The organism is Gottfriedia acidiceleris (genome assembly GCF_023115465.1).
GTDB classification, from domain to species: domain Bacteria; phylum Bacillota; class Bacilli; order Bacillales; family Bacillaceae_G; genus Gottfriedia; species Gottfriedia acidiceleris_B.
Window position 1 is genome coordinate 1,250,023 of record NZ_CP096034.1, and the last position, 18,904, is coordinate 1,268,926.

At 34.3% G+C, this 18,904-nt stretch carries 15 protein-coding genes; 9 read left to right on the top strand and 6 right to left on the bottom strand.

Going from position 1 to position 18,904, the window contains the following annotated elements; all coding sequences use genetic code 11:
* Positions 1-3 precede the first annotated feature (3 nt).
* The 6 genes from MY490_RS05915 to nikC form a co-directional block, all read right to left on the bottom strand.
* Complete coding sequence (locus MY490_RS05915) at positions 4-702, bottom strand: response regulator transcription factor (protein WP_248268392.1); 699 nt, start codon at positions 700-702, stop codon at positions 4-6.
* Entirely contained in the window at positions 699-1,460 is a 762-nt protein-coding gene (locus MY490_RS05920; RefSeq protein ID WP_248268393.1) for a sensor histidine kinase, read from the bottom strand. Before MY490_RS05920 ends, MY490_RS05915 begins: the two co-directional genes overlap by 4 nt.
* A 310-nt stretch (positions 1,461-1,770) precedes the next feature.
* Positions 1,771-2,757: an ABC transporter ATP-binding protein gene (locus MY490_RS05925; protein WP_248268394.1), complete on the bottom strand. Its 987-nt coding sequence runs from the start codon at positions 2,755-2,757 to the stop codon at positions 1,771-1,773.
* Positions 2,757-3,785: an ABC transporter ATP-binding protein gene (locus MY490_RS05930; RefSeq protein WP_248268395.1), complete on the bottom strand. Its 1,029-nt coding sequence runs from the start codon at positions 3,783-3,785 to the stop codon at positions 2,757-2,759. The genes MY490_RS05925 and MY490_RS05930 overlap by 1 nt, the downstream gene beginning before the upstream one ends.
* A gap of 12 nt (positions 3,786-3,797) precedes the next feature.
* Positions 3,798-4,718, bottom strand: a complete 921-nt coding sequence (locus tag MY490_RS05935) for an ABC transporter permease (RefSeq protein WP_248268396.1) — start codon at positions 4,716-4,718, stop codon at positions 3,798-3,800.
* A 12-nt stretch (positions 4,719-4,730) separates the two neighbouring features.
* Positions 4,731-5,633: a nickel transporter permease gene (gene nikC, locus MY490_RS05940; protein ID WP_248268397.1), complete on the bottom strand. Its 903-nt coding sequence runs from the start codon at positions 5,631-5,633 to the stop codon at positions 4,731-4,733.
* A gap of 209 nt (positions 5,634-5,842) precedes the next feature.
* Here nikC and MY490_RS05945 point away from each other — a divergent pair, with 209 nt between their 5' ends.
* The 9 genes from MY490_RS05945 to MY490_RS05985 all read left to right on the top strand — a co-directional run bounded on the left by MY490_RS05945 (position 5,843) and on the right by MY490_RS05985 (position 18,882).
* The gene (locus MY490_RS05945; RefSeq protein WP_248268398.1) at positions 5,843-7,399 is read left to right on the top strand and encodes a glutathione ABC transporter substrate-binding protein; all 1,557 of its coding nucleotides are present in this window, start codon (positions 5,843-5,845) and stop codon (positions 7,397-7,399) included.
* Positions 7,400-7,474: 75 nt separating this feature from the next.
* Complete coding sequence (locus MY490_RS05950) at positions 7,475-8,953, top strand: amidohydrolase family protein (protein ID WP_248268399.1); 1,479 nt, start codon at positions 7,475-7,477, stop codon at positions 8,951-8,953.
* 31 nt (positions 8,954-8,984) lie between these two features.
* The gene (locus MY490_RS05955; RefSeq protein WP_248268400.1) at positions 8,985-10,472 is read left to right on the top strand and encodes an amidohydrolase family protein; all 1,488 of its coding nucleotides are present in this window, start codon (positions 8,985-8,987) and stop codon (positions 10,470-10,472) included.
* 122 nt (positions 10,473-10,594) lie between these two features.
* Positions 10,595-12,160, top strand: a complete 1,566-nt coding sequence (locus MY490_RS05960) for a glutathione ABC transporter substrate-binding protein (protein WP_248268401.1) — start codon at positions 10,595-10,597, stop codon at positions 12,158-12,160.
* A gap of 290 nt (positions 12,161-12,450) precedes the next feature.
* Positions 12,451-13,722, top strand: a complete 1,272-nt coding sequence (locus tag MY490_RS05965; protein WP_248268402.1) for an amidohydrolase family protein — start codon at positions 12,451-12,453, stop codon at positions 13,720-13,722.
* Between the two features lie 23 nt (positions 13,723-13,745).
* Positions 13,746-14,987: an amidohydrolase gene (locus MY490_RS05970; protein WP_248268403.1), complete on the top strand. Its 1,242-nt coding sequence runs from the start codon at positions 13,746-13,748 to the stop codon at positions 14,985-14,987.
* Between the two features lie 33 nt (positions 14,988-15,020).
* Positions 15,021-16,265 (top strand): amidohydrolase, encoded by a 1,245-nt coding sequence (locus MY490_RS05975; protein WP_248268404.1) that lies wholly within the window; start codon positions 15,021-15,023, stop codon positions 16,263-16,265.
* Positions 16,266-16,658: 393 nt separating this feature from the next.
* A complete protein-coding gene (locus MY490_RS05980) occupies positions 16,659-17,564 on the top strand; it encodes a DMT family transporter (RefSeq protein WP_248268405.1) in 906 nt (301 codons plus the stop codon).
* A 22-nt stretch (positions 17,565-17,586) separates the two neighbouring features.
* The gene (locus tag MY490_RS05985) at positions 17,587-18,882 is read left to right on the top strand and encodes a uracil/xanthine transporter (protein ID WP_248268406.1); all 1,296 of its coding nucleotides are present in this window, start codon (positions 17,587-17,589) and stop codon (positions 18,880-18,882) included.
* The last annotated feature ends 22 nt before the right edge of the window (positions 18,883-18,904 follow it).

Genomic DNA, 18,904 nt, shown 5'->3' on the forward strand with positions numbered 1-18,904 from the left:
TGTTTATTTTCCTTTCTCACGATACTCTTTTGGAGTAATGCCTTCAATTTTGCGGAATAAAGTACTGAAGTAATGCTGACTATTAAACCCTGAGTTTTCTGCTACATCGGATATGTTCCAATTTGGATTATTTGTTAAATATCGCTTGGCTGCTTGTATTCTATAGTCTATTAAATATTCTGAAAACGATACACCTACTTCTTCGTGAAATTTTCTACTTAAATAAGTATGATTTGTGTGAACTTCACGAGCAACGTCAGAAAGAGAAAGTTTTTCAGTGAAATGATCATGAATATATAAAATAGTTTGATGGATTAAACTAGAATATTGGTTCGATGTGTCGGTGTCACTATATTGAGATAAAACTTTATATAATTCACTTTCTATAATTGGCTTAGTTAAATAGTCTAGAACGCCGATTCGGATTGACTGTTGGGCATAATCAAAACTTTGATAGGCTGTAACCATAATAATATCTACTTCTTTATTTAGTGCTCTAAGCTCTTCACCAAACTCTAGTCCTGAACGTCCAGGTAGATTGATATCTAAAAACGCAATATTAATTTTATGATTTTGATTAATTGTGATTGCTTGGCATGCATCAGCAGCTTTAAAAAATTTCCATAATGGAAACATATTTTTTATCAAATATTCCATCTGTTCAAGCTCTAATGGTTCATCATCTACTAATAATACATTCAATTTACTTTCCCTCCTTTACTCTCATAGATAAGTGGCCAAACGACCTTAACATTTGTTCCTGATTCATTTGAAGTAATCAGTACATGTCCACTATTACCAAAATATAGTTGTAATCTCTTTTTTATATTGTCTAATCCATGGCCTTCTTGATTAGAAAAAGAATTCGTCATTCCCATTAAACCATTATCAATAACTTCTAAACAGACTAACTCGGAATCTTGATAAAATCGAATATGCAGTAAAGCCTCTCCAACCTTTTTTTCTAAACCGTGTTTAAATGAATTTTCTACTAAGGTTTGCAAAATAAAAGGGGGAACTAGCGCATCATATAAATCTTTTTGACAATCTAACTGTGTTTTAAGACGATCTCCAAACCGTAGATTTTGAATGTCTAAATAATATTGGGTATATTGTATTTCTTGATTTAACGGAATTAAAGGTTCTGATGATTTATATTTAAATTTTAAAAATTGAGAGAACGTTTCTAGGGCTCGGATTAATTCCGAAGTTCGATTTAAACGCGCTAAGCTTAATATGACATTAAGTGTATTAAATAAAAAGTGCGGTTGAATTTGCTGATTTAATTTATTGTATTGAGCTTCTTGTAATGCTTGTTCTAACCGAATTTCTCTATTTTTATTTTCAAGTAAATCAATTCTTTTTTCAAAGATAAACAAAAATAATAAAGCAATAGCTCCCATAATAGGAGCTAAAATAAATAGCATAATTAGTAAAGTAAAACCCTCGTAACTAAGCATGAAGAACCTCAAATAGTTTTTTTGATAATATTTTTAATTTTTTTGAAATCTATATTTATAAATGGGTGAATTGCAACTAAAGTTGCTCCAATAGAATGGTACATAATCTGATCATCCCATTGGAGCTTCTTAGAGAAGTCTCTGGCTTTCGCACCTTTTTCCATAGGAGCCTTTGAACATCTTGAGCCAAACAACTTTCGATTTATAATCCAAGTTTATAAGCATTTAATATTTTTAATAGAAGTAGAATTTCTACATGGCAGGATCAATTCTCTTCTTTTCCTTCACTTCATGCCTATAAGAATACTATTTAATTAATTATGTGACAAGCAACTTGATGATTTTGCTCAGATATTTTTAATTCAGGTGTTTGTGTTTTGCAAATATCAATCGCGAAAGGGCATCTTGTGTGAAAACGACAGCCGCTTGGAGGATTGATTGGAGAAGGTACATCTCCTGTTAATATGATTCTTTCTCTTTTTTGTACCGGGTTCGGTACTGGAATAGCAGATAATAGGGCACGTGTATAAGGATGCTGCGGTTTTTCGAATATAGATTTTTTATCGGCAATCTCAACAATTTTTCCTAAATACATTACCATTACTCGGTCAGAAATATGTCTTACTACACCTAAATCATGTGAGATAAATAGAAAGGTAAGTGAGAATTTTTTCTGTAACGATTTTAATAAGTTTAATACTTGAGCTTGGATTGAAACATCTAGAGCAGAAACTGCTTCATCACAAATGATTAGTTTTGGATCAACTGCAAGTGCACGTGCAATTCCGACGCGCTGACGTTGACCACCACTAAATTCATGAGGATAACGCTCCATTGCTTCTGGTCTTAACCCAACATGTCCTAATAATTCCTCAATTCTAGCTTTACGTTCTTCTTTTGGAACGACATTTTGAATGGCTAATGCTTCACCTAAAATTTGTCCAATTGTTTGTCTAGGGTTAAGTGAGGCAAACGGATCTTGGAAGATTACTTGTAAATCCTTTCTTATTTTACGCATTTCTTTTTTTCCTAAGCTTAATAAATCTTTTTCCTTAAAATGAATGCTTCCACTTGTAGGCTCGTCCAATCTTAGAATGGCTCTACCAGTAGTAGACTTACCACAACCGGATTCTCCAACGATACTTAAAGTTTCACCCTCATAAATGTGGAAGCTAATATCATCTACAGCTTTTACGTGATTAACGGTTCTTCCTAAAACGCCACCTTTAATTGGAAAGTATTGTTTTAAATGATCTACATTAAGTAGTATTTTTTTATCCACTAGTTGTAATGCCATTATTCAATCCCTACTTTCTCTTTGATGGTATGATCTGATTCCCATTGTGATGTGTACATCCAACAACTGACTTCAGTATTTTTGTCGAGTGTTTGTAAATCTGGTACTGATTCATGACACATTGGCTTTGCATGTGCACAGCGTGGGGCAAAACTACAGCCCTTAGGCATATTGTATGGACTAGGTACAGTACCAGGAATTGTTGTTAATTCATCTTGATCCATATCAAGACGAGGAAGAGAGTTTAATAACCCGATTGTGTATGGGTGCTTAGGGTTATTATAAAGTTCTTTTGCTGATGTATATTCAACAATTCTTCCAGCATACATGACAGCCACTCGATCACAAGTCTCATAAACGACACCTAAATCATGCGTGATTAAGATTACGGCTGTACCTAAATCTTTTTGGAGTGATTTAATTAATTCCAGAATTTGAGCTTGAATTGTCACATCAAGAGCGGTAGTCGGTTCATCTGCGATTAGCACTTCAGGATGACAAGCAAGTGCCATTGCGATCATAACCCTTTGTCTCATTCCACCACTAAGTTCATGTGGTTCTTGCTTTGCACGTTTTTCAGGAGAAGGAATCCCTACCAGTCGCAGCATTTCAACTGCTTTATCCCAGGCTTCCTTTTTGCTTAATTTTTGGTGAAGACGAATCGCTTCTGCAATTTGTTCTCCAGCTGAATAAACAGGATTTAAAGATGTCATTGGTTCTTGAAAAATCATTGAAATTTCATTACCACGAATGGAACGCATTTGCTTTTCAGTTTTTGCTAGTAAGTCTTCACCTTTAAAAAGAATACTACCACCAGTTATTTTTCCTGGAGGAGAGGGGATTAATCGTAAAAGGGATAATGATGTAATACTTTTACCACTTCCAGATTCTCCAACTATTCCAAGTGTTTCACCTTTTTTTAATTTAAAGCTAATTCCATTAACCGCCTTACTTATTCCTTCATCTGTATAAAAGTAGGTTTGTAGATTTTTAACCTCAAGAATTGTTTCATCAAATTGTTTTTTCATAGTAGTACCTCCTTAATTCAAGTCAACTCGTTTATTAAAGTAACGGTAGAGAATATCAACAGCTAGATTCATAAATACAAAGATAACCGAAGCGATTAATACGCCACCTTGAACCATAGGTAAATCCCTTGTCCTAATTGCATCAACAATTAATCTACCAAGTCCATTAATTGCAAAAACTGACTCTGTTAAAACGGTACCACCAAGTAATGCACCAAACTGTAGACCAACAACAGTAATAACTGGTATTAATGCATTTTTTAAACCATGTTTGTAAATAATGATATGTTCCTTTAAACCTTTTGCTCTTGCTGTACGCATATAATCTTGACGAACAACTTCTAACATACTTGATCTAGTCATTCTAGCTACAATTGCAGCACCACCTGCACCTAATGTTAATGCTGGTAGTACCATATGTTTAAACGTTCCCCAACCAGCAACTGGAAATATATGAAGATTAACTGAAAAGAAGTAGATTAACATTAAACCAAACCAGAAACTTGGTAAAGAGATTCCTAGTAAAGCGACAATCATAATTGAAATATCAGCTGCTGAGTATTGTTTAGTTGCTGAAATAATTCCTGCAAGCATACCAAGTACGACTGTAATGAAAATACTAGCTAGTGCAAGTTCAATTGTAATTGGCAAACGAATCATAATCTCATCTAATACCGGACGATTATTTCGAAGCGATTCGCCAAAATCACCTTGTAGTACATGGTATACATAATCGAAATACTGAATCACGACAGGACGATCAAGTCCAAGTTGATGACGAATCATTTCAATCGTTTGTTTCGTAGCACCTTCCCCAGCAAGTAGAGTTGCAGGATCACCAGGAACCATTTGCATAATTAAAAAAACGACTAAACTTACACCAAGTAAAACTGGAATAGTTTGTATAATTCTTCTGACAATAAATAGAAACATTTACTTTCCTCCTTATTTTTTCATCCTTGGATCAAGAGCATCTCTTAGACCATCACCGAAAATATTAAATCCTAAAACTAATGTTGAAATGGCAATACCCGGAAATAAGGCAAGATGGGGTGCACTAAATAAATAATCACGCCCACTACTTAACATTGCTCCCCATTCTGGAGATGGAGGTTGAGCACCTAATCCGAGATATGACAAGCCTGCTGCTGAAAGGATAGCTGTAGCAAGTTTTAATGTAGCTTGGACAATTATTGGTGAAAGAATATTCGGGAGTATATGTTTAAAAATGATTGTTGCATCAGTTGCACCTAAAGCGCGAATGGCATCAATATATTCAAGTTTTCTGACGGATAACGTAGATCCTCTAACGATACGTGCAAACATTGGGACTGAAAAGATACCAACAGCAACCATAACATTAATTAGACTAGGACCTAGTGCACTAATAATTGCAAGCGCTAATAAAATACCTGGGAATGCAAGTAAAACATCAACAACCCTCATAATGATGGTGTCCATCCATTTTCCGTAATAACCTGCTATTAACCCGAGTGTGATTCCGAAAATTGCTCCAAATAAAACAGATACGAAACCGACAGAAATTGAAAGACGACTGCCATAAATGATTCTACTTAAAATATCTCTTCCTTTATCATCTGTACCCATCCAATGCTCTAGTGATGGAGGTTGCAGCTTATGCATTAAATCAATTGCAAAAGGATCCTTGGGCGAAATGAGTGGTGCAAAAATAGCTACTAAAATATAAAAAAGTACAATATAGGCTCCAACTAGTGCCAATTTATTTTTTTTAAACTTCTTATAAAATACTTTCCATCTTCTTAGTTTTTGAGATTCTTTTTTTTCTAATTTGATTTCATGGTTATTTAATACAATCTCTGTTTTCATGTTTTTCCCCCTTTTCTTTGTTTAAATTTATTCAAAATTAGAATTGAAGTAAATATAATGCGGAAAAGCAGTAAAGATAATTTAAAAACGAGTAAAGATTCTGAAAATATAAAATTTTATTTTTTTTTATAATTTGAATAAGCCTACGAACTCAAGAAAAATGGTGAACATGAGATTATAGGGAAAGTATTAAGAGGAGGAAGAAAACAATGAAGAGAAAGACAGCTGGAGTATTATTTGCATCATTATTAACAATTTCGACTGCGCTTGCAGGATGTACATCTAACCAAACAAGCAGTAGTGCAACAGGAACAAAAGCAAAAGCAGGAGGAACTTTGGTTGTAGCTAGATTATCTGATGCGACTACATTAGATCCACATTTTATTACTGATATACCATCAGCAAACGTTGTATATGAAAAGGTATATGAAACATTAGTTGAACCAGATAAAAATATGGAGCCAAAACCTCTTTTAGCAACAGAATGGAAGCAAGTAGATAATGTGACTTGGGAGTTCAAATTACGACAAGGCGTTAAGTTCCAAGATGGATCCCCATTTAATGCAGATGCAGTTAAAACAAATTTTGATCGAGTACTTGACCCAAAAACTGCATCACCTCAGGCTGGTAAATTTGAAATGATAAAAGAAGTTAAAGTGGTAGACGATTCAACTGTTCAATTTATTTTGAAATACCCATATGCTCCACTTTTATCAATTTTAATGAGTAATGAAGGAAGTATTATTAGTCCAAAATCGATTAAAGAAAACAGTGATAAAATTGGGCGAAATCCAATTGGAACTGGTCCTTATGTATTTAAATCTTGGAAATCAGGAGAAGAAATTAAAATTGAAAAAAATAAAGATTACTGGGGTAATAAACCTAAAATTGATGGTGTAGTCTTTAAAGTTGTTCCTGAAGATGCTACAAGACTAGCAATGATTGAAACTGGTGAAGCGCATGTTACTGATCAAGTGCCTGTAACAGAAATCGATCGTATTGAAGCTTCTGACACAATGGATTTATACCGAACAGATGGACTAGCTGTTGAATATTTAAGTTTCAATGTTAAGAAAAAACCATTTAATGATGTTCGTGTCCGTAAAGCGATTGCACATGCAATTGAAGTAGATTCAATTATTAAAGGTGTGTATAACGATGTTGGAACAAAAGCGAATTCAACAATGAGTCCGAAAGTATTTGGATATGATCCGAATCTTAAAGGCTATAATTACGATATTAATGAATCTAAAAAGCTATTAAAAGAAGCAGGAATTAAAGATGGTCTTTCATTTACTCTTACAACTAGTGACCGTAAAGAAAGAATTAATATGGCTGAAGTTATTCAATCTCAATTAAAAGGTATTGGTATTAATGTGAAAATCCAAGTTCTTGAATACGGAGCTTATATTGATGCAATCGCAAAAGGCGAACATCAAGTTGCAATTGGTGGATGGGGTAATGCTACTGGTGATGGCGATTATAATCAATTTAACTTATTTGATAGTAAATCCCAAGGTGCAGCAGGAAATAGTTCATTCTATAGTAACCCTAAAGTTGATAAATTAATTGAATCAGCTCGACAAGAAGCAGATAGCGAAAAACGTAAAGATTTATATGCTCAAGCACAAGAAATTGAAAATGAAGAAGTACCTTATGTTCCTATTCGTAACTATGAACATTTAGCAGTTACTGGCTCATCAGTTAAAGGACTTTGGTTAAACCCAGCAAGCTATTTAATGCTTGAAGATGTAACAGTGAAATAAGTAATTCAATGAAACAGCATAATTAAATTATGCTGTTTCAGTTTTTAAGGAGAAATTTGTATTAGGAGGATAAAAATGATTGATTTGCTATTAGTAAATGGAACTGTTATCACAATGGACACAGAAAGAAGAATTATCGAAAATGGCTCCGTTGCTATTCACAATGGGAGAATACTAGACATTGATTTCACCGAAAACTTGAAAACTAAGTATGAGGCGAAAAAAGTAATTGATTGTAGTCATCAATGTATTTTACCTGGATTAATAGATGTTCATGGTCATGGTGGTCATTCAATGTTTAAAACAATCGCGATGGAGAATATCGATTTTTGGATGCCGATTATGACAAATACGTATAAGCATTACGTGACGGATGATTTTTGGTATTACGAAGGAAAGCTGTCAGCACTTGAACGACTGAAAGCAGGCATAACAACAGGGGTTAGTGTTTTAGGCTCAGTACCGAGATCGGATGATCCAATATTTGCGATAAACCATGCAAAAGCTTACAACGAAGTAGGAGTTCGTGAAGTAGTATGTACTGGTCCTTGTAACCCACCATGGCCACATTCATTTAGTAGATGGGTTGATGGGAAAAGAATTGAGAAAGAAGTTACTTATGAAGAAGTGCTTAAAGGAGCAGAAGCTGTTATTGAGGCATTAAATCACGCAAATGATGATCGAACAAGAGCCTTTATTACGCCATTTGTTATTGTAACGTCTGTTGATCCATCATATCCAACTTCTCCTGATCGACTATACGGGTTAACAAAACATGATCTTTATCAAGCTAAAATAATAAGAGAGATTGCTAGGAAATATAATACAAGAATTCATTCAGATGCATTTGGTGGAATGATTCATTTAGCAATTCAAGATAAAGAAAATGCGCTATTAGGTCCTGATGTTCATCTTCAGCATTGTCGAGGAATTTCATTCGATGAAGCCAAAATATTAGCTGAAACTGGTACAAATATTAGTGCTTCTCCTGGTTTTGGGCAAGTAAATGCACGTACACCAATCACAGAATTAATTGAAATGGGAGCAACTGTTGCGATTTCTACAGATGGTACTTCACCATCTACGAGCTTTGATTTATTCCAAGCGATGAGGAAAACACAATTTGTACATCAAGCAGCTCTTAGAGACTATTACTATTTACCACCAGGTAAGCTTTTAGAAATGGTAACAATTGATGCAGCAAAATGTATAGGTTGGGATGATGAAATAGGTTCACTTGAAATGGGGAAAAAAGCAGATGTCATCACAGTTAATCTTCATCAACCACATTTGACTCCAGAGTATATGCATGTTCATCGGTTAGTATTTCAAGCTGTGGCAAATGATGTAGACCACGTTATTGTTGATGGAAAATTAATTATGGAAGGCAGAAATGTAAATACAGTTCATGAAAGCACAGTTTTAAATGAAGCAAATGAAGAAGCTTTTGCAACGATAAAACGCGCTGGATTAGGAAAATATATGCAACCTACAAAGTATTTCTGGGGACATGCTCGTGCCTATATTGACGAGATGAGATATGCTGAAAAATAAAATGAAATATTCAAATTCGAAGGGAGAAAAAATGAAAACGAAGCTAAAGGGAAGATATGTAATTGGTTTTGACGGAACTGAACATATCATATTGGAAAATGCAGAGATTGTATATGAAAAAGATACAATTTTGTTTGTTGGCAAAAACTATACGGAAGAAGTAGATCAAGTAATTGACGTTGGAAATGCAATCCTTAGTCCTGGTTTTATAGATTTAAATGCATTAGGAGACATTGACCATGATATTTTGCATTTAGAAGCGAAATCAATTAGACAAAAAAATCTCCTTTGGTCTGAGGAGTTTGTAAAAAATGGGCATCATGAGCTAATGAGTGAGGAGGAAGAAGCATTTAAATCTTTATATGCATATTCGCAGCTTATTTTAAATGGAATTACTACTGCAATGCCGATTACATCCGTTTTTTACAAAAATTGGGCTGAAACTTATGAAGAATTAGAAGCTGCAGCGAATCATGCTGGAAAACTAGGGTTGAGAATTTACCTTGGACCAAGCTATCAAGCTGGAATTAGAGTGGTCGAACCAAATGGAAACATCAAAATTCATTGGGATGAAAAAGCGGGCGAGGTAGGTTTAGAAAGAGCAGTAAAGTTTGTTGAAACCTTCGAAGGTGCATTTGATGGATTAGTCAGAGGGATGTTAGCTCCAGAAAGAATCGAATCACAGACTGAAGAAATTTTGATAAAAACAAAATATTATAGTGACAAATTAAATGTTCCAATCAAGCTCCATGCCGCGCAAGGAAGTTTTGAATTTAATACAATTTTAAAAGAACACGGAGTTACACCAATTAACTATTTATATAATCTTGGATTCTTAGGTCCAAATACAGGAATACCACACGCTCATTTTGTATCGGGCTATAGTGGAGCGAATTACAATATTGATAATGATATATCACTTCTGAAAGAAACAAATACTACTGTTATCCATTGTCCACTTATTTTAGGAAGACACGGAGAAGGGCTTGAATCGTATGCAAAATATAGGAAGGAGGGAATCAATATTGCATTAGGGACTGATACTTTCCCTCCAGACATTTTTCAAAATGTACGCACTGGTAGTATGCTTTCAAGACTTGTAGAAAAAGATGTTGAAGGATCTACATACGCTGATTTCTTCAATTCGATCACTCTAGGAGCAGCGGCATTTCTTAATCGCGAAGATATAGGCCGAATAGCAGTCGGAGCAAAAGCGGATATTATTGCGATTGATTTAGATGGATTCCATATGGGCGTTATTGATGATCCAATTCGCACAATGTTCGTAAGTGGTTCAGGTAGAGATGTAAAACTATCAATTATAAATGGAAGAATTGTGATGCAAGATCAAGTAATTCCTAATCTTGATATGGAGGTATTAAAACAAAAGGGCCAAGTGTATTTTAATAAGATGAAAAGAGGATATATGGAAAGAGATTACGAACAACTTCCTGAAAATGATCTATTTCCACCATCTTTTAAAAGGCTTGAATCAATTAAAGAACTAGAAGCAAAGTAAGATAATTAAAAAATAAGTAAAGAAACTGAAAAAACAGGTAAAGATATTCAAAAATAATTATCAGAATATTTTATATAATTAGATAAATATTTGTAAGACAATTTAACAGGGAGGCAGTGCCATTGAAACGAAAATCGGGGATAGGTAAATTTTTTCTAGTACTATTTTCTGCTGTCACAATTACAGGATGTTCATCTAATCAAGACGTAGGTACGAAAGCAAATGGACAAATAAATGATTCAAAAGGGGGAAGCACGCTAGTAATTGCTCGGTTATCAGATGCTGAAAATTTAGATCAGCAATTTATGTCTACAATCAATGCAGCAAGCGTTACCCATCATAAAATTTACGAAGGTCTAGTCCAACGAGATAGTAATAACGAAATTCAACCAATGCTAGCAGAGTCATGGAATCAAATCAATGATAAAACTTGGGAATTTAAACTACGACATGATGTAAAGTTTCACGATGGTACACCATTTAATGCAGAGGCTGTAAAGAAAACATTTGATCGTTTATTAGATCCTAAAGTTGCTTCACCAAGAGCTGTTGTTTTCAAAATGGTAAAAGAAGTTAAAGTAGTCGACGAATATACAGTTCAATTTATTTTAAGCGAGCCATTCTCACCACTTCTTTCAGTTTTAGCGAATCATGAAGGTGGAATAATAAGTCCTAAAACAATTGATAAATATGGTAAGAATATTATTCAAGAACCAAACGGAACAGGTCCATTTAAATTTAAATCATGGTCCCCAGGACAGGATATTATACTAGTTAAAAATGAAGAATACTGGGGTAAAAAACCAAACATTGATAAGGTTGATTTCAAGGTTGTTCCAGAAGACTCAACAAGAATTTCAATGATTGAAACAGGAGAAGCTCAAATTGCAGAACCACTTCCAATTGCAGTTATGAATCAAGTTGAATCATCATCGGCTATGGAAGTATACCGAAGTGAAGGTTACGGAACAGAGTATATCGGATTCAATGTAACAAAAAAACCGTTTAATGACGTACGTGTACGTAAAGCTATCGCTCATGCTGTTGAGATGGATTCGATTATAAAAGGTGTATATAACAATGTTGGTAAAAAAGCGAATTCAGCAATGGGCTCAAAAGTATTCGGATACGATGAGCAATTAAAAGCATACAATTACAATTTAAAAGAAGCGAAGAAACTATTAACAGAAGCTGGATATCCAAATGGATTTGATGCAACGATCCTAACGATGGATAGTAAAGAAAGAGTAAATTTAGCAGAAGTTATTCAATCACAATTAAAAGGAATTGGCATTAATTTAAAAGTACAAGTGATGGAATACGGTTCGTTCGTTGAAAAAGTAAATAAAGGACAATCAGAAATGTTTATTATAAGCTGGAGAAACGCAACAGGAGATGCTGATTACAATCAGTACAACCTATTCCACTCAGACTCACGAGGCGCTGCCGGAAACACATTCTTTTATAGCAATCCAAAAGTTGATGACTTAATTAATGCTGGAAGAAAAGAAAAAGACGAAACAAAACGTAAAGAATTTTATGCTAAAGCACAAGAAATTGAAATGGATGATTCACCGTATATTCCCGTAAGAGTAATAGAAAATGTCGCAGCAATCTCGAAAAATGTAAAAGGCTTCTCAATTAGCCCTTCAGGCTATTTAGAGATTAACGATGTAACAATTAAATAATCTGATTTTCTGCAAGTGAAAGTTCATCCTGAATTAGGGGGTGAACTTTCTTGCTTGTGGACAAACATACTAAAGAACAGGTTCATGAGGAAGTCCCAGAGGATCACAGAGTAGGCTAAAAGAATCATGCCCATGAAAAGCGAGCATCCCGTAGTGGAATTAAGCTACACCTACTTATTTACAACACTAAAAATGAAATAGTAATTAGTAAAAATACTTTAAAAATATGTAAAAATACTAAAATCAAAATATTTCAAACAGATTTATAATTAAAAAAGAATCAAAATTTAATGTGGGATGGAAGGGTGAGGATATTGTCAAAATCTTATTGGTTAACAAATGTGAGTCTGGAAAATGGTTTTACTTATAATGACAATGATGTAATCAACGGAACTGCAACTGGAAAGTACAATGTTAAAATTGAAAATGGAAAAATTGCCTCTATTCAATTAGTTAGTGATTTAATTACAGATCAATTGCCTCAATATGATGTGCAAGGCCTTCTAATGATTCCTTCATTTAAAGAAATGCATATTCATATTGATAAAACTTATTATGGTGGACCATGGAAAGCATGTATGCCAGCAACAAATGGTGTAAAAACACGTATTGAAGAAGAGCAAATTTTATTACCAAAATTATTACCAACTGCTAAAGAAAGAGCAGAAAAGATGCTAGATTTATTATTAAGTTATGGTACGACTCACATTCGTACACATTGTAATATTGATCCAGTTATTGGATTAAAAAACTTAGAAGCAACGCTGCAAGCTTTAGAAGGATATAAAGATAAATTAACACATGAAATTGTTGCATTTCCACAACACGGACTATTAAGAAGTCACTCTGTTGAACTAGTAAAAGAAGCGATGAAATATGGAGCAAATCTAGTAGGTGGTGTTGATCCAGCTTCAATCGATGAAAACATCGAACGTTCTCTTGAGACGATTATGGAAATAGCAGTTGAATCAAATTCTGATATCGATGTTCATTTACATGATCCAGATCATCTTGGATTATTTACAATGCAAAGATTAGCAACATTAACTGAAAAAGCAGGTTGGCAAGGAAGAGTTACCGTAAGTCATGCAAGTGGATTAGCGGATCTTTCTGTTCCAGATGCTACTGCGATTGCTGAGAGATTTGCTGATTTAGGCATTTCAATTACTTCTACGGTTCCAATTTTTAGAACAATTCCTATTCCTTTATTAAGTGAAAAAGGTGTAAAAGTTGAACTAGGTAATGACAGCATTACAGATCATTGGACACCATTTGGAATTGGAGATAATCTTGAAAAAGTTGGACGACTTGCTGAAAGATTTAGATATATTGAAGAAAAAACACTTGCTAATAGTCTTGGATTTATTACAGGCGGAGTAACTCCTTTAAATAATGAAGGTGAAAGAGCATGGCCAAATGTAGGAGATGAAGCAAACATCGTACTTGTAGAAGCTACTTGCTCAGCTGAAGCAGTTGCGAGACGAGCAAAGCGAACTGCAGTTATTTTTAAAGGTAATGTTGTAAGTGGTTCAATTTCAAGTCTTGAATCAACAACAGTTTAAGTTTTATTAAAGAGAGTGATGAGATGAATCAATCATATTGGCTTAAGAATGTAAAACTTGATAGCGGATTTGTATTTGAAGATGGAAAAATTGATCGTACTGAGACGACACTATACAATGCACTAATTAAAGATGGGAAAATTGAACAATTACAATTGGCTACTTTGCCATTACAAACAGATTTACCAGTTCAGGACGCAAAAAATTTACTGGCTTTACCGGCTTTTAAAGAAATGCATAATCATTTAGATAAGACTTATCTTGGACTTCCATGGAAGGCTTGTATTCCTGCTGCAAATTTAGTAGAGAGATTAAATTTAGAAGCGGGTGAACTTGTTGAACTAGCCGAAACAGGTCAACATCGTGCTGAACAAATGCTTCATCTACTATTAAAAGGTGGCGCAACCCATGTTCGAACACATGTTAATATTGATCCGTATATTGGCTTGAAAAATTTAGAAGAAATTAAAAAAGCACTTTATACGTATAAAGATAAAATGACCCACGAAATTGTTGCCTTTCCTCAGCATGGATTACTTCGCACAAATAGCAAATCATTTATGAAAACAGCGATGAGAGAGGGAGCAACGATTGTCGGAGGATTAGATCCTGGTGGTATTGATCAAAATATTGAACTTTCATTATTTGAAATGGTTGATCTAGCAGTACAGTTTGATGCTGATATCGATATTCATATTCATGACCCAGGCCATCTTGGTTTTTATACAATAGAAAAATTAGTTTCATTTATTGAACAAGCTGGTTGGTATAATCGCGTAGCAGTAAGTCATGCATTTGCGTTAGGTGACGTACCGCAAAATGAATCAGTTGAAATGGCTAGCAAACTAGCAAGCTTAGGTGTATCAATTATGTCGACTGTTCCGATTAACAGAGTAATGCCTCCTGTTGATTTACTACATTCAAAAGGTGTACAAGTTGCTTTAGGGTGTGATGGATTCTATGATTCTTGGTCTCCACACGGAACAGGAGATATGTTAGAAAAAGCAGGTAGATTAGCTGAGAGATACAATTGGAAAGATGAATACGGACTATCTCAAACATTGCAATTTATTACGGGTGGGTTAAGGACTCTTGATGAAAAGGGTAACCAGTTATGGCCAAATGTAGGAGATGAAGCAAGCATGGTTTTAGTAGATGCATCATGCTCTGCTGAGGCTGTAGCAAGACGTGCAAAACGTGCTGCTGTAATTGCTAATGGAAAGATTGTTTATGGTGGACTGAATTACGAATCAGTTTTGAAATAATGTAACATTTTATGACAAGAAGGGGTGAAATACATGAAATCTAGCTATTGGATAAAAAACGCTCGATTAGAAATTGGATTTGAAAAAGAAGACGGAAAAGTGGTCGGTACTGCTACTGATTTATTTCATCTTTTTATTGAAAATGGAAAGATTACTCGAATAACAAAAGAAGAAACGGATATTACTAGTGAATTTTTTGTTAATGATGCAAACGGTTTACTAGTTTTACCTTCATTTATTGAAAAGCATGTACATCTTGATAAAACATTAATGGGCGATGTATGGAGAGCATGTACTCCAACTTCTAGTGTGATAGAACGATTTGAATATGAAAAAATGGCCTTACCGACGATTGCATCAAGTACGAAGGAACGTGCAGAAGCTTTACTTGAAATCCTTTTAGCTTCAGGATCTACACATGTGAGAACGCATGTTGATATTTACCCAGAGGTTGGAATAAGAAATTTAGAGCAAGTCGAACAAGCACTAACTACTTATTCGAACCGACTTAGTTCCGAAGTTGTTGCATTTGCTCAGCATGGTTTGTTAAGATCAAATGCGTTCAATTATGTGAGAGAAGCATTAAGAAATGGAGCAGGAATTGTTGGATCAGTTGACCCTGCTGTTGTAGACCAAAATATTGAAGAGTCATTATATCAATTATACAATTTAGCGGTTGAAGCCGATGTAGATATCGATATACATTTACACGATCCAGGTCATTTAGGTACATTTACGATGAAGCGTATAGTAGAATTTACTAAGCAAGCAGGGTGGGAAGGCAGAGTAGCAATCAGCCATGCTTTTGGGATAGGTGATGTTCCAAGAGAAGAAGCATACGAACTAGCAAACAACTTTAGAGACGCAGGAATTTCAATTGTCACAAGTGTACCTATTAATAGACAAATGCCTCCAGTTGATTTACTAAATGAACGCGGAGTCGAGGTAGCTGTAGGTAATGATAATATTTTTGATGTTTGGTCTCCACTCGGCACAGGAGATATTCTTGAAAGAGCGGGAAGACTAGCTGAGCGCTTTAGATGGATTGATGAAGTATCACTAGCACAAACATTAAAATATATTACAGGTGGCAAAACTCCATTAGATACTGATGGTAACCAAGTATGGCCAAAAATAGGAGATGTGGCTAATCTAGTATTAGTAGATGCAAGCTGTTCGGCAGAGGCAGTTGCTAGACGCGCAAATCGTAAAGCAGTAATTTATAATGGGAAAGTCGTTAGTGGTTCCTTAAGTGAAGAAAGATTGATTCGTAAATAAAGAGAGAAATTAGATAGAATAGGATAGGAAAAAATTAAGTGGGCTTCCGCTAAACCTACTTATCTAAGATTAAAAAAGGATGCCAAAAAAGCCTCCCCAAGGAAAATAAACATCCAAATATAGACTTTAAACTACCTATCCTGTCCGGAAAAATATGAAACAAAGCTTTATAAAAAGCCTAAAATATAAGAGAAAAAGGAACTCTAGAATTATCTAGATTTCCTTTTTCATTTTTTCACATTAAGAAAGAATAAATTGGGAACTAGGAAGATTATTCGACGTTGTAGCCAACAATAGGAAATAAGTATAGGTGCAACTACTCCTCTGTCTTCGGCTAAAGGATCGACAGCCGACTGGTTTTCTTTAAAATAATTCGAGAAAGCAGGCTGTAAAATGGTTCGTTCTTACCTATTATTACTTTTTTGTGTAATCTGTTGGGGAAGTAATTTTATTTTTGGTTCAATACTAGTAAAAGAGTTTTCACCTATATTATTGTCAGCGATAAGATTGTGCTTTATATTACTATTTATGGCTTTCTTTGCCTTAATGAAGAAAAAGTGGAAAAAGATTAAGAAAAAAGATTGGTTTATGATTATTTTATTAGGATTAATTGGTACTTGTATTAATCAATGGTCATTTTATTCCGCTTTAGAAACAACCCATCCAACAACTTCTGCATTAATACTTGCGCTTGCTCCTCTTACTACATCTTTTTTAGCTTTAATATTTTTAAAGGAAAGACTAACAAAAGGTTTTGTATTAGGTTCAATTATAGCTTTTATAGGTGTATTTTTTGTCATTACAAACGGACAAAAGCTTCAAATTACAATTGGCTTGATTTGGATATTTCTAACTATGCTCACGTTTTCAATTTCAATTATTATGATTAAAAAGCTAACGGAAAACTATGAATCCACCACGATTACGCTTTACTCGAATTTTATTGGTTTTGGAGGTTTATTACCGATTGCGCTTTTTTCAGAAACATCTGCGGTGTTGAGTAAGGAAGTGATGCCTTGGATACTATTAATTGTAACAGCGATTGTTATGCATGGGATTTGTACTTTAATTTGGAATCACCAAATTCAAATTGTCGGAGCATCAAAAGCGGCTATGTTTCTTAACTTAGAACCATTTATTACAATGCTAGTTGGATTGATTGTTTTAAAAAATAATATTACTTCATCTCAACTTTTCGGTGGGGCACTCATTATTATTGGTGTTTTTCTTTCAACTTCATTAAAATGGAGAAAGGCGATTAATGACCCAGTCTATATAAAAGATACAAAGAATTTTTAAGCAAGAGGAGGAGGAGGAAACTATGAAAAACGTGAGAGTTTCTACTACTCTTTTTTCATCGATTCAATGGCTATTTTTTATTTTTGCAAATACGATTGTAGTCCCCATATCAATAGGAGCTGCATTTCATTTGCCTTCAGATGTTATTGAAAGTACAATCAGAAGTTCACTAATCTTTACTGGTATTGCATCCGTTTTACAAGGATGGATTGGTCATAAATATCCAGTCATGGAGGGGCATTCTGGTTTATTATGGGGAGTTATGCTTAATCTAGGATTATCAGCCTCTGCTTTTGGGTTAAGTTATACAGAAATTGGAGGAGGAATGGCAACAGGATTTATTGCAGCAGGTATTGTTACAATACTTTTATCTGCATTGAATTTAATTTCATTTCTTCAAAAAATCTTTACCCCAATGGTTATGACAGTTTATTTATTTTTACTTTCATTTCAGCTCATATTTGTATTCTTTAAAGGAATGCTTGGAATTACGAGTAAAGGTGAAATCAGTATATCGGTTAGTATACTTTCTTTATGCATCGTATTATTTGTTAGTATTTTAAAATTAAAAGGATCTCGTATTATCAGCAACTTTTCAATATTAATTGGCATTATCGTAGGGTGGTTATTCTACTCGATTTTATTTGGATCAGATGCAAAAGAAGTAGGAGCAGCAAGTGCGCATTTTTCTTTATTCCCTTTAGGAGCACCGAATTTAGAAATAGGTATCATTGCGATTTCATTTTTTGCAGGAATTATGAATTTAAGCAATACATTTGCATCAATTAAAGCTGCGTCTGATTTATTAAAGGAAGAAGCGAGTACAAAACAATATCGCTTTTCACTATTTTTCACAGGCAGCTTCACAATAATTGCTGCATTATTTGGAATTGTTCCATACACTCCATTTACATCATCACTTGGATTTTTACAAAGTACTCAAATATATGAAAGAAAACCATTCATCTATGGGGGAGCACTGCTAGCAATAATTGGTGTACTCCCACCATTAATTTCATTTTTAGCAACTATGCCTGTAACAGTTGGAAATGCGGTATTATTTGTTGCATATCTTCAATTGTTTGGAACAGCATTTAGTAGTACAAATGGAAAAGTATTTACATCAGATACAATTTTTAGACTGGCAGCCCCAGTTTTAGTAGGGGTAAGCTTAATGAATATCGCTCCTGGTACATTTGGAAATCTACCAATGATTGTTCAACCATTTTTAACAAATGGACTGATTATGGGCGTAATTCTTTCAATTTTATTAGAGAAATCAATTAACTGGAATCAGTTTGAGAAGGTAAAAGGATAAAAAATGGCTCGAGGAAAATATC

Coding starts and splice junctions, on each gene's coding strand:
- MY490_RS05975 (WP_248268404.1), top strand. CDS start 15,021: ATGAAATCTAGCTATTGGATAAAAAACGCTCGATTAGAAATTGGATTT.
- MY490_RS05920 (WP_248268393.1), bottom strand. CDS start 1,460: ATGCTTAGTTACGAGGGTTTTACTTTACTAATTATGCTATTTATTTTA.
- nikC (WP_248268397.1), bottom strand. CDS start 5,633: ATGAAAACAGAGATTGTATTAAATAACCATGAAATCAAATTAGAAAAA.
- MY490_RS05935 (WP_248268396.1), bottom strand. CDS start 4,718: ATGTTTCTATTTATTGTCAGAAGAATTATACAAACTATTCCAGTTTTA.
- MY490_RS05945 (WP_248268398.1), top strand. CDS start 5,843: ATGAAGAGAAAGACAGCTGGAGTATTATTTGCATCATTATTAACAATT.
- MY490_RS05985 (WP_248268406.1), top strand. CDS start 17,587: ATGAAAAACGTGAGAGTTTCTACTACTCTTTTTTCATCGATTCAATGG.
- MY490_RS05950 (WP_248268399.1), top strand. CDS start 7,475: ATGATTGATTTGCTATTAGTAAATGGAACTGTTATCACAATGGACACA.
- MY490_RS05965 (WP_248268402.1), top strand. CDS start 12,451: ATGTGGGATGGAAGGGTGAGGATATTGTCAAAATCTTATTGGTTAACA.
- MY490_RS05955 (WP_248268400.1), top strand. CDS start 8,985: ATGAAAACGAAGCTAAAGGGAAGATATGTAATTGGTTTTGACGGAACT.
- MY490_RS05970 (WP_248268403.1), top strand. CDS start 13,746: ATGAATCAATCATATTGGCTTAAGAATGTAAAACTTGATAGCGGATTT.
- MY490_RS05925 (WP_248268394.1), bottom strand. CDS start 2,757: ATGGCATTACAACTAGTGGATAAAAAAATACTACTTAATGTAGATCAT.
- MY490_RS05980 (WP_248268405.1), top strand. CDS start 16,659: ATGGTTCGTTCTTACCTATTATTACTTTTTTGTGTAATCTGTTGGGGA.
- MY490_RS05930 (WP_248268395.1), bottom strand. CDS start 3,785: ATGAAAAAACAATTTGATGAAACAATTCTTGAGGTTAAAAATCTACAA.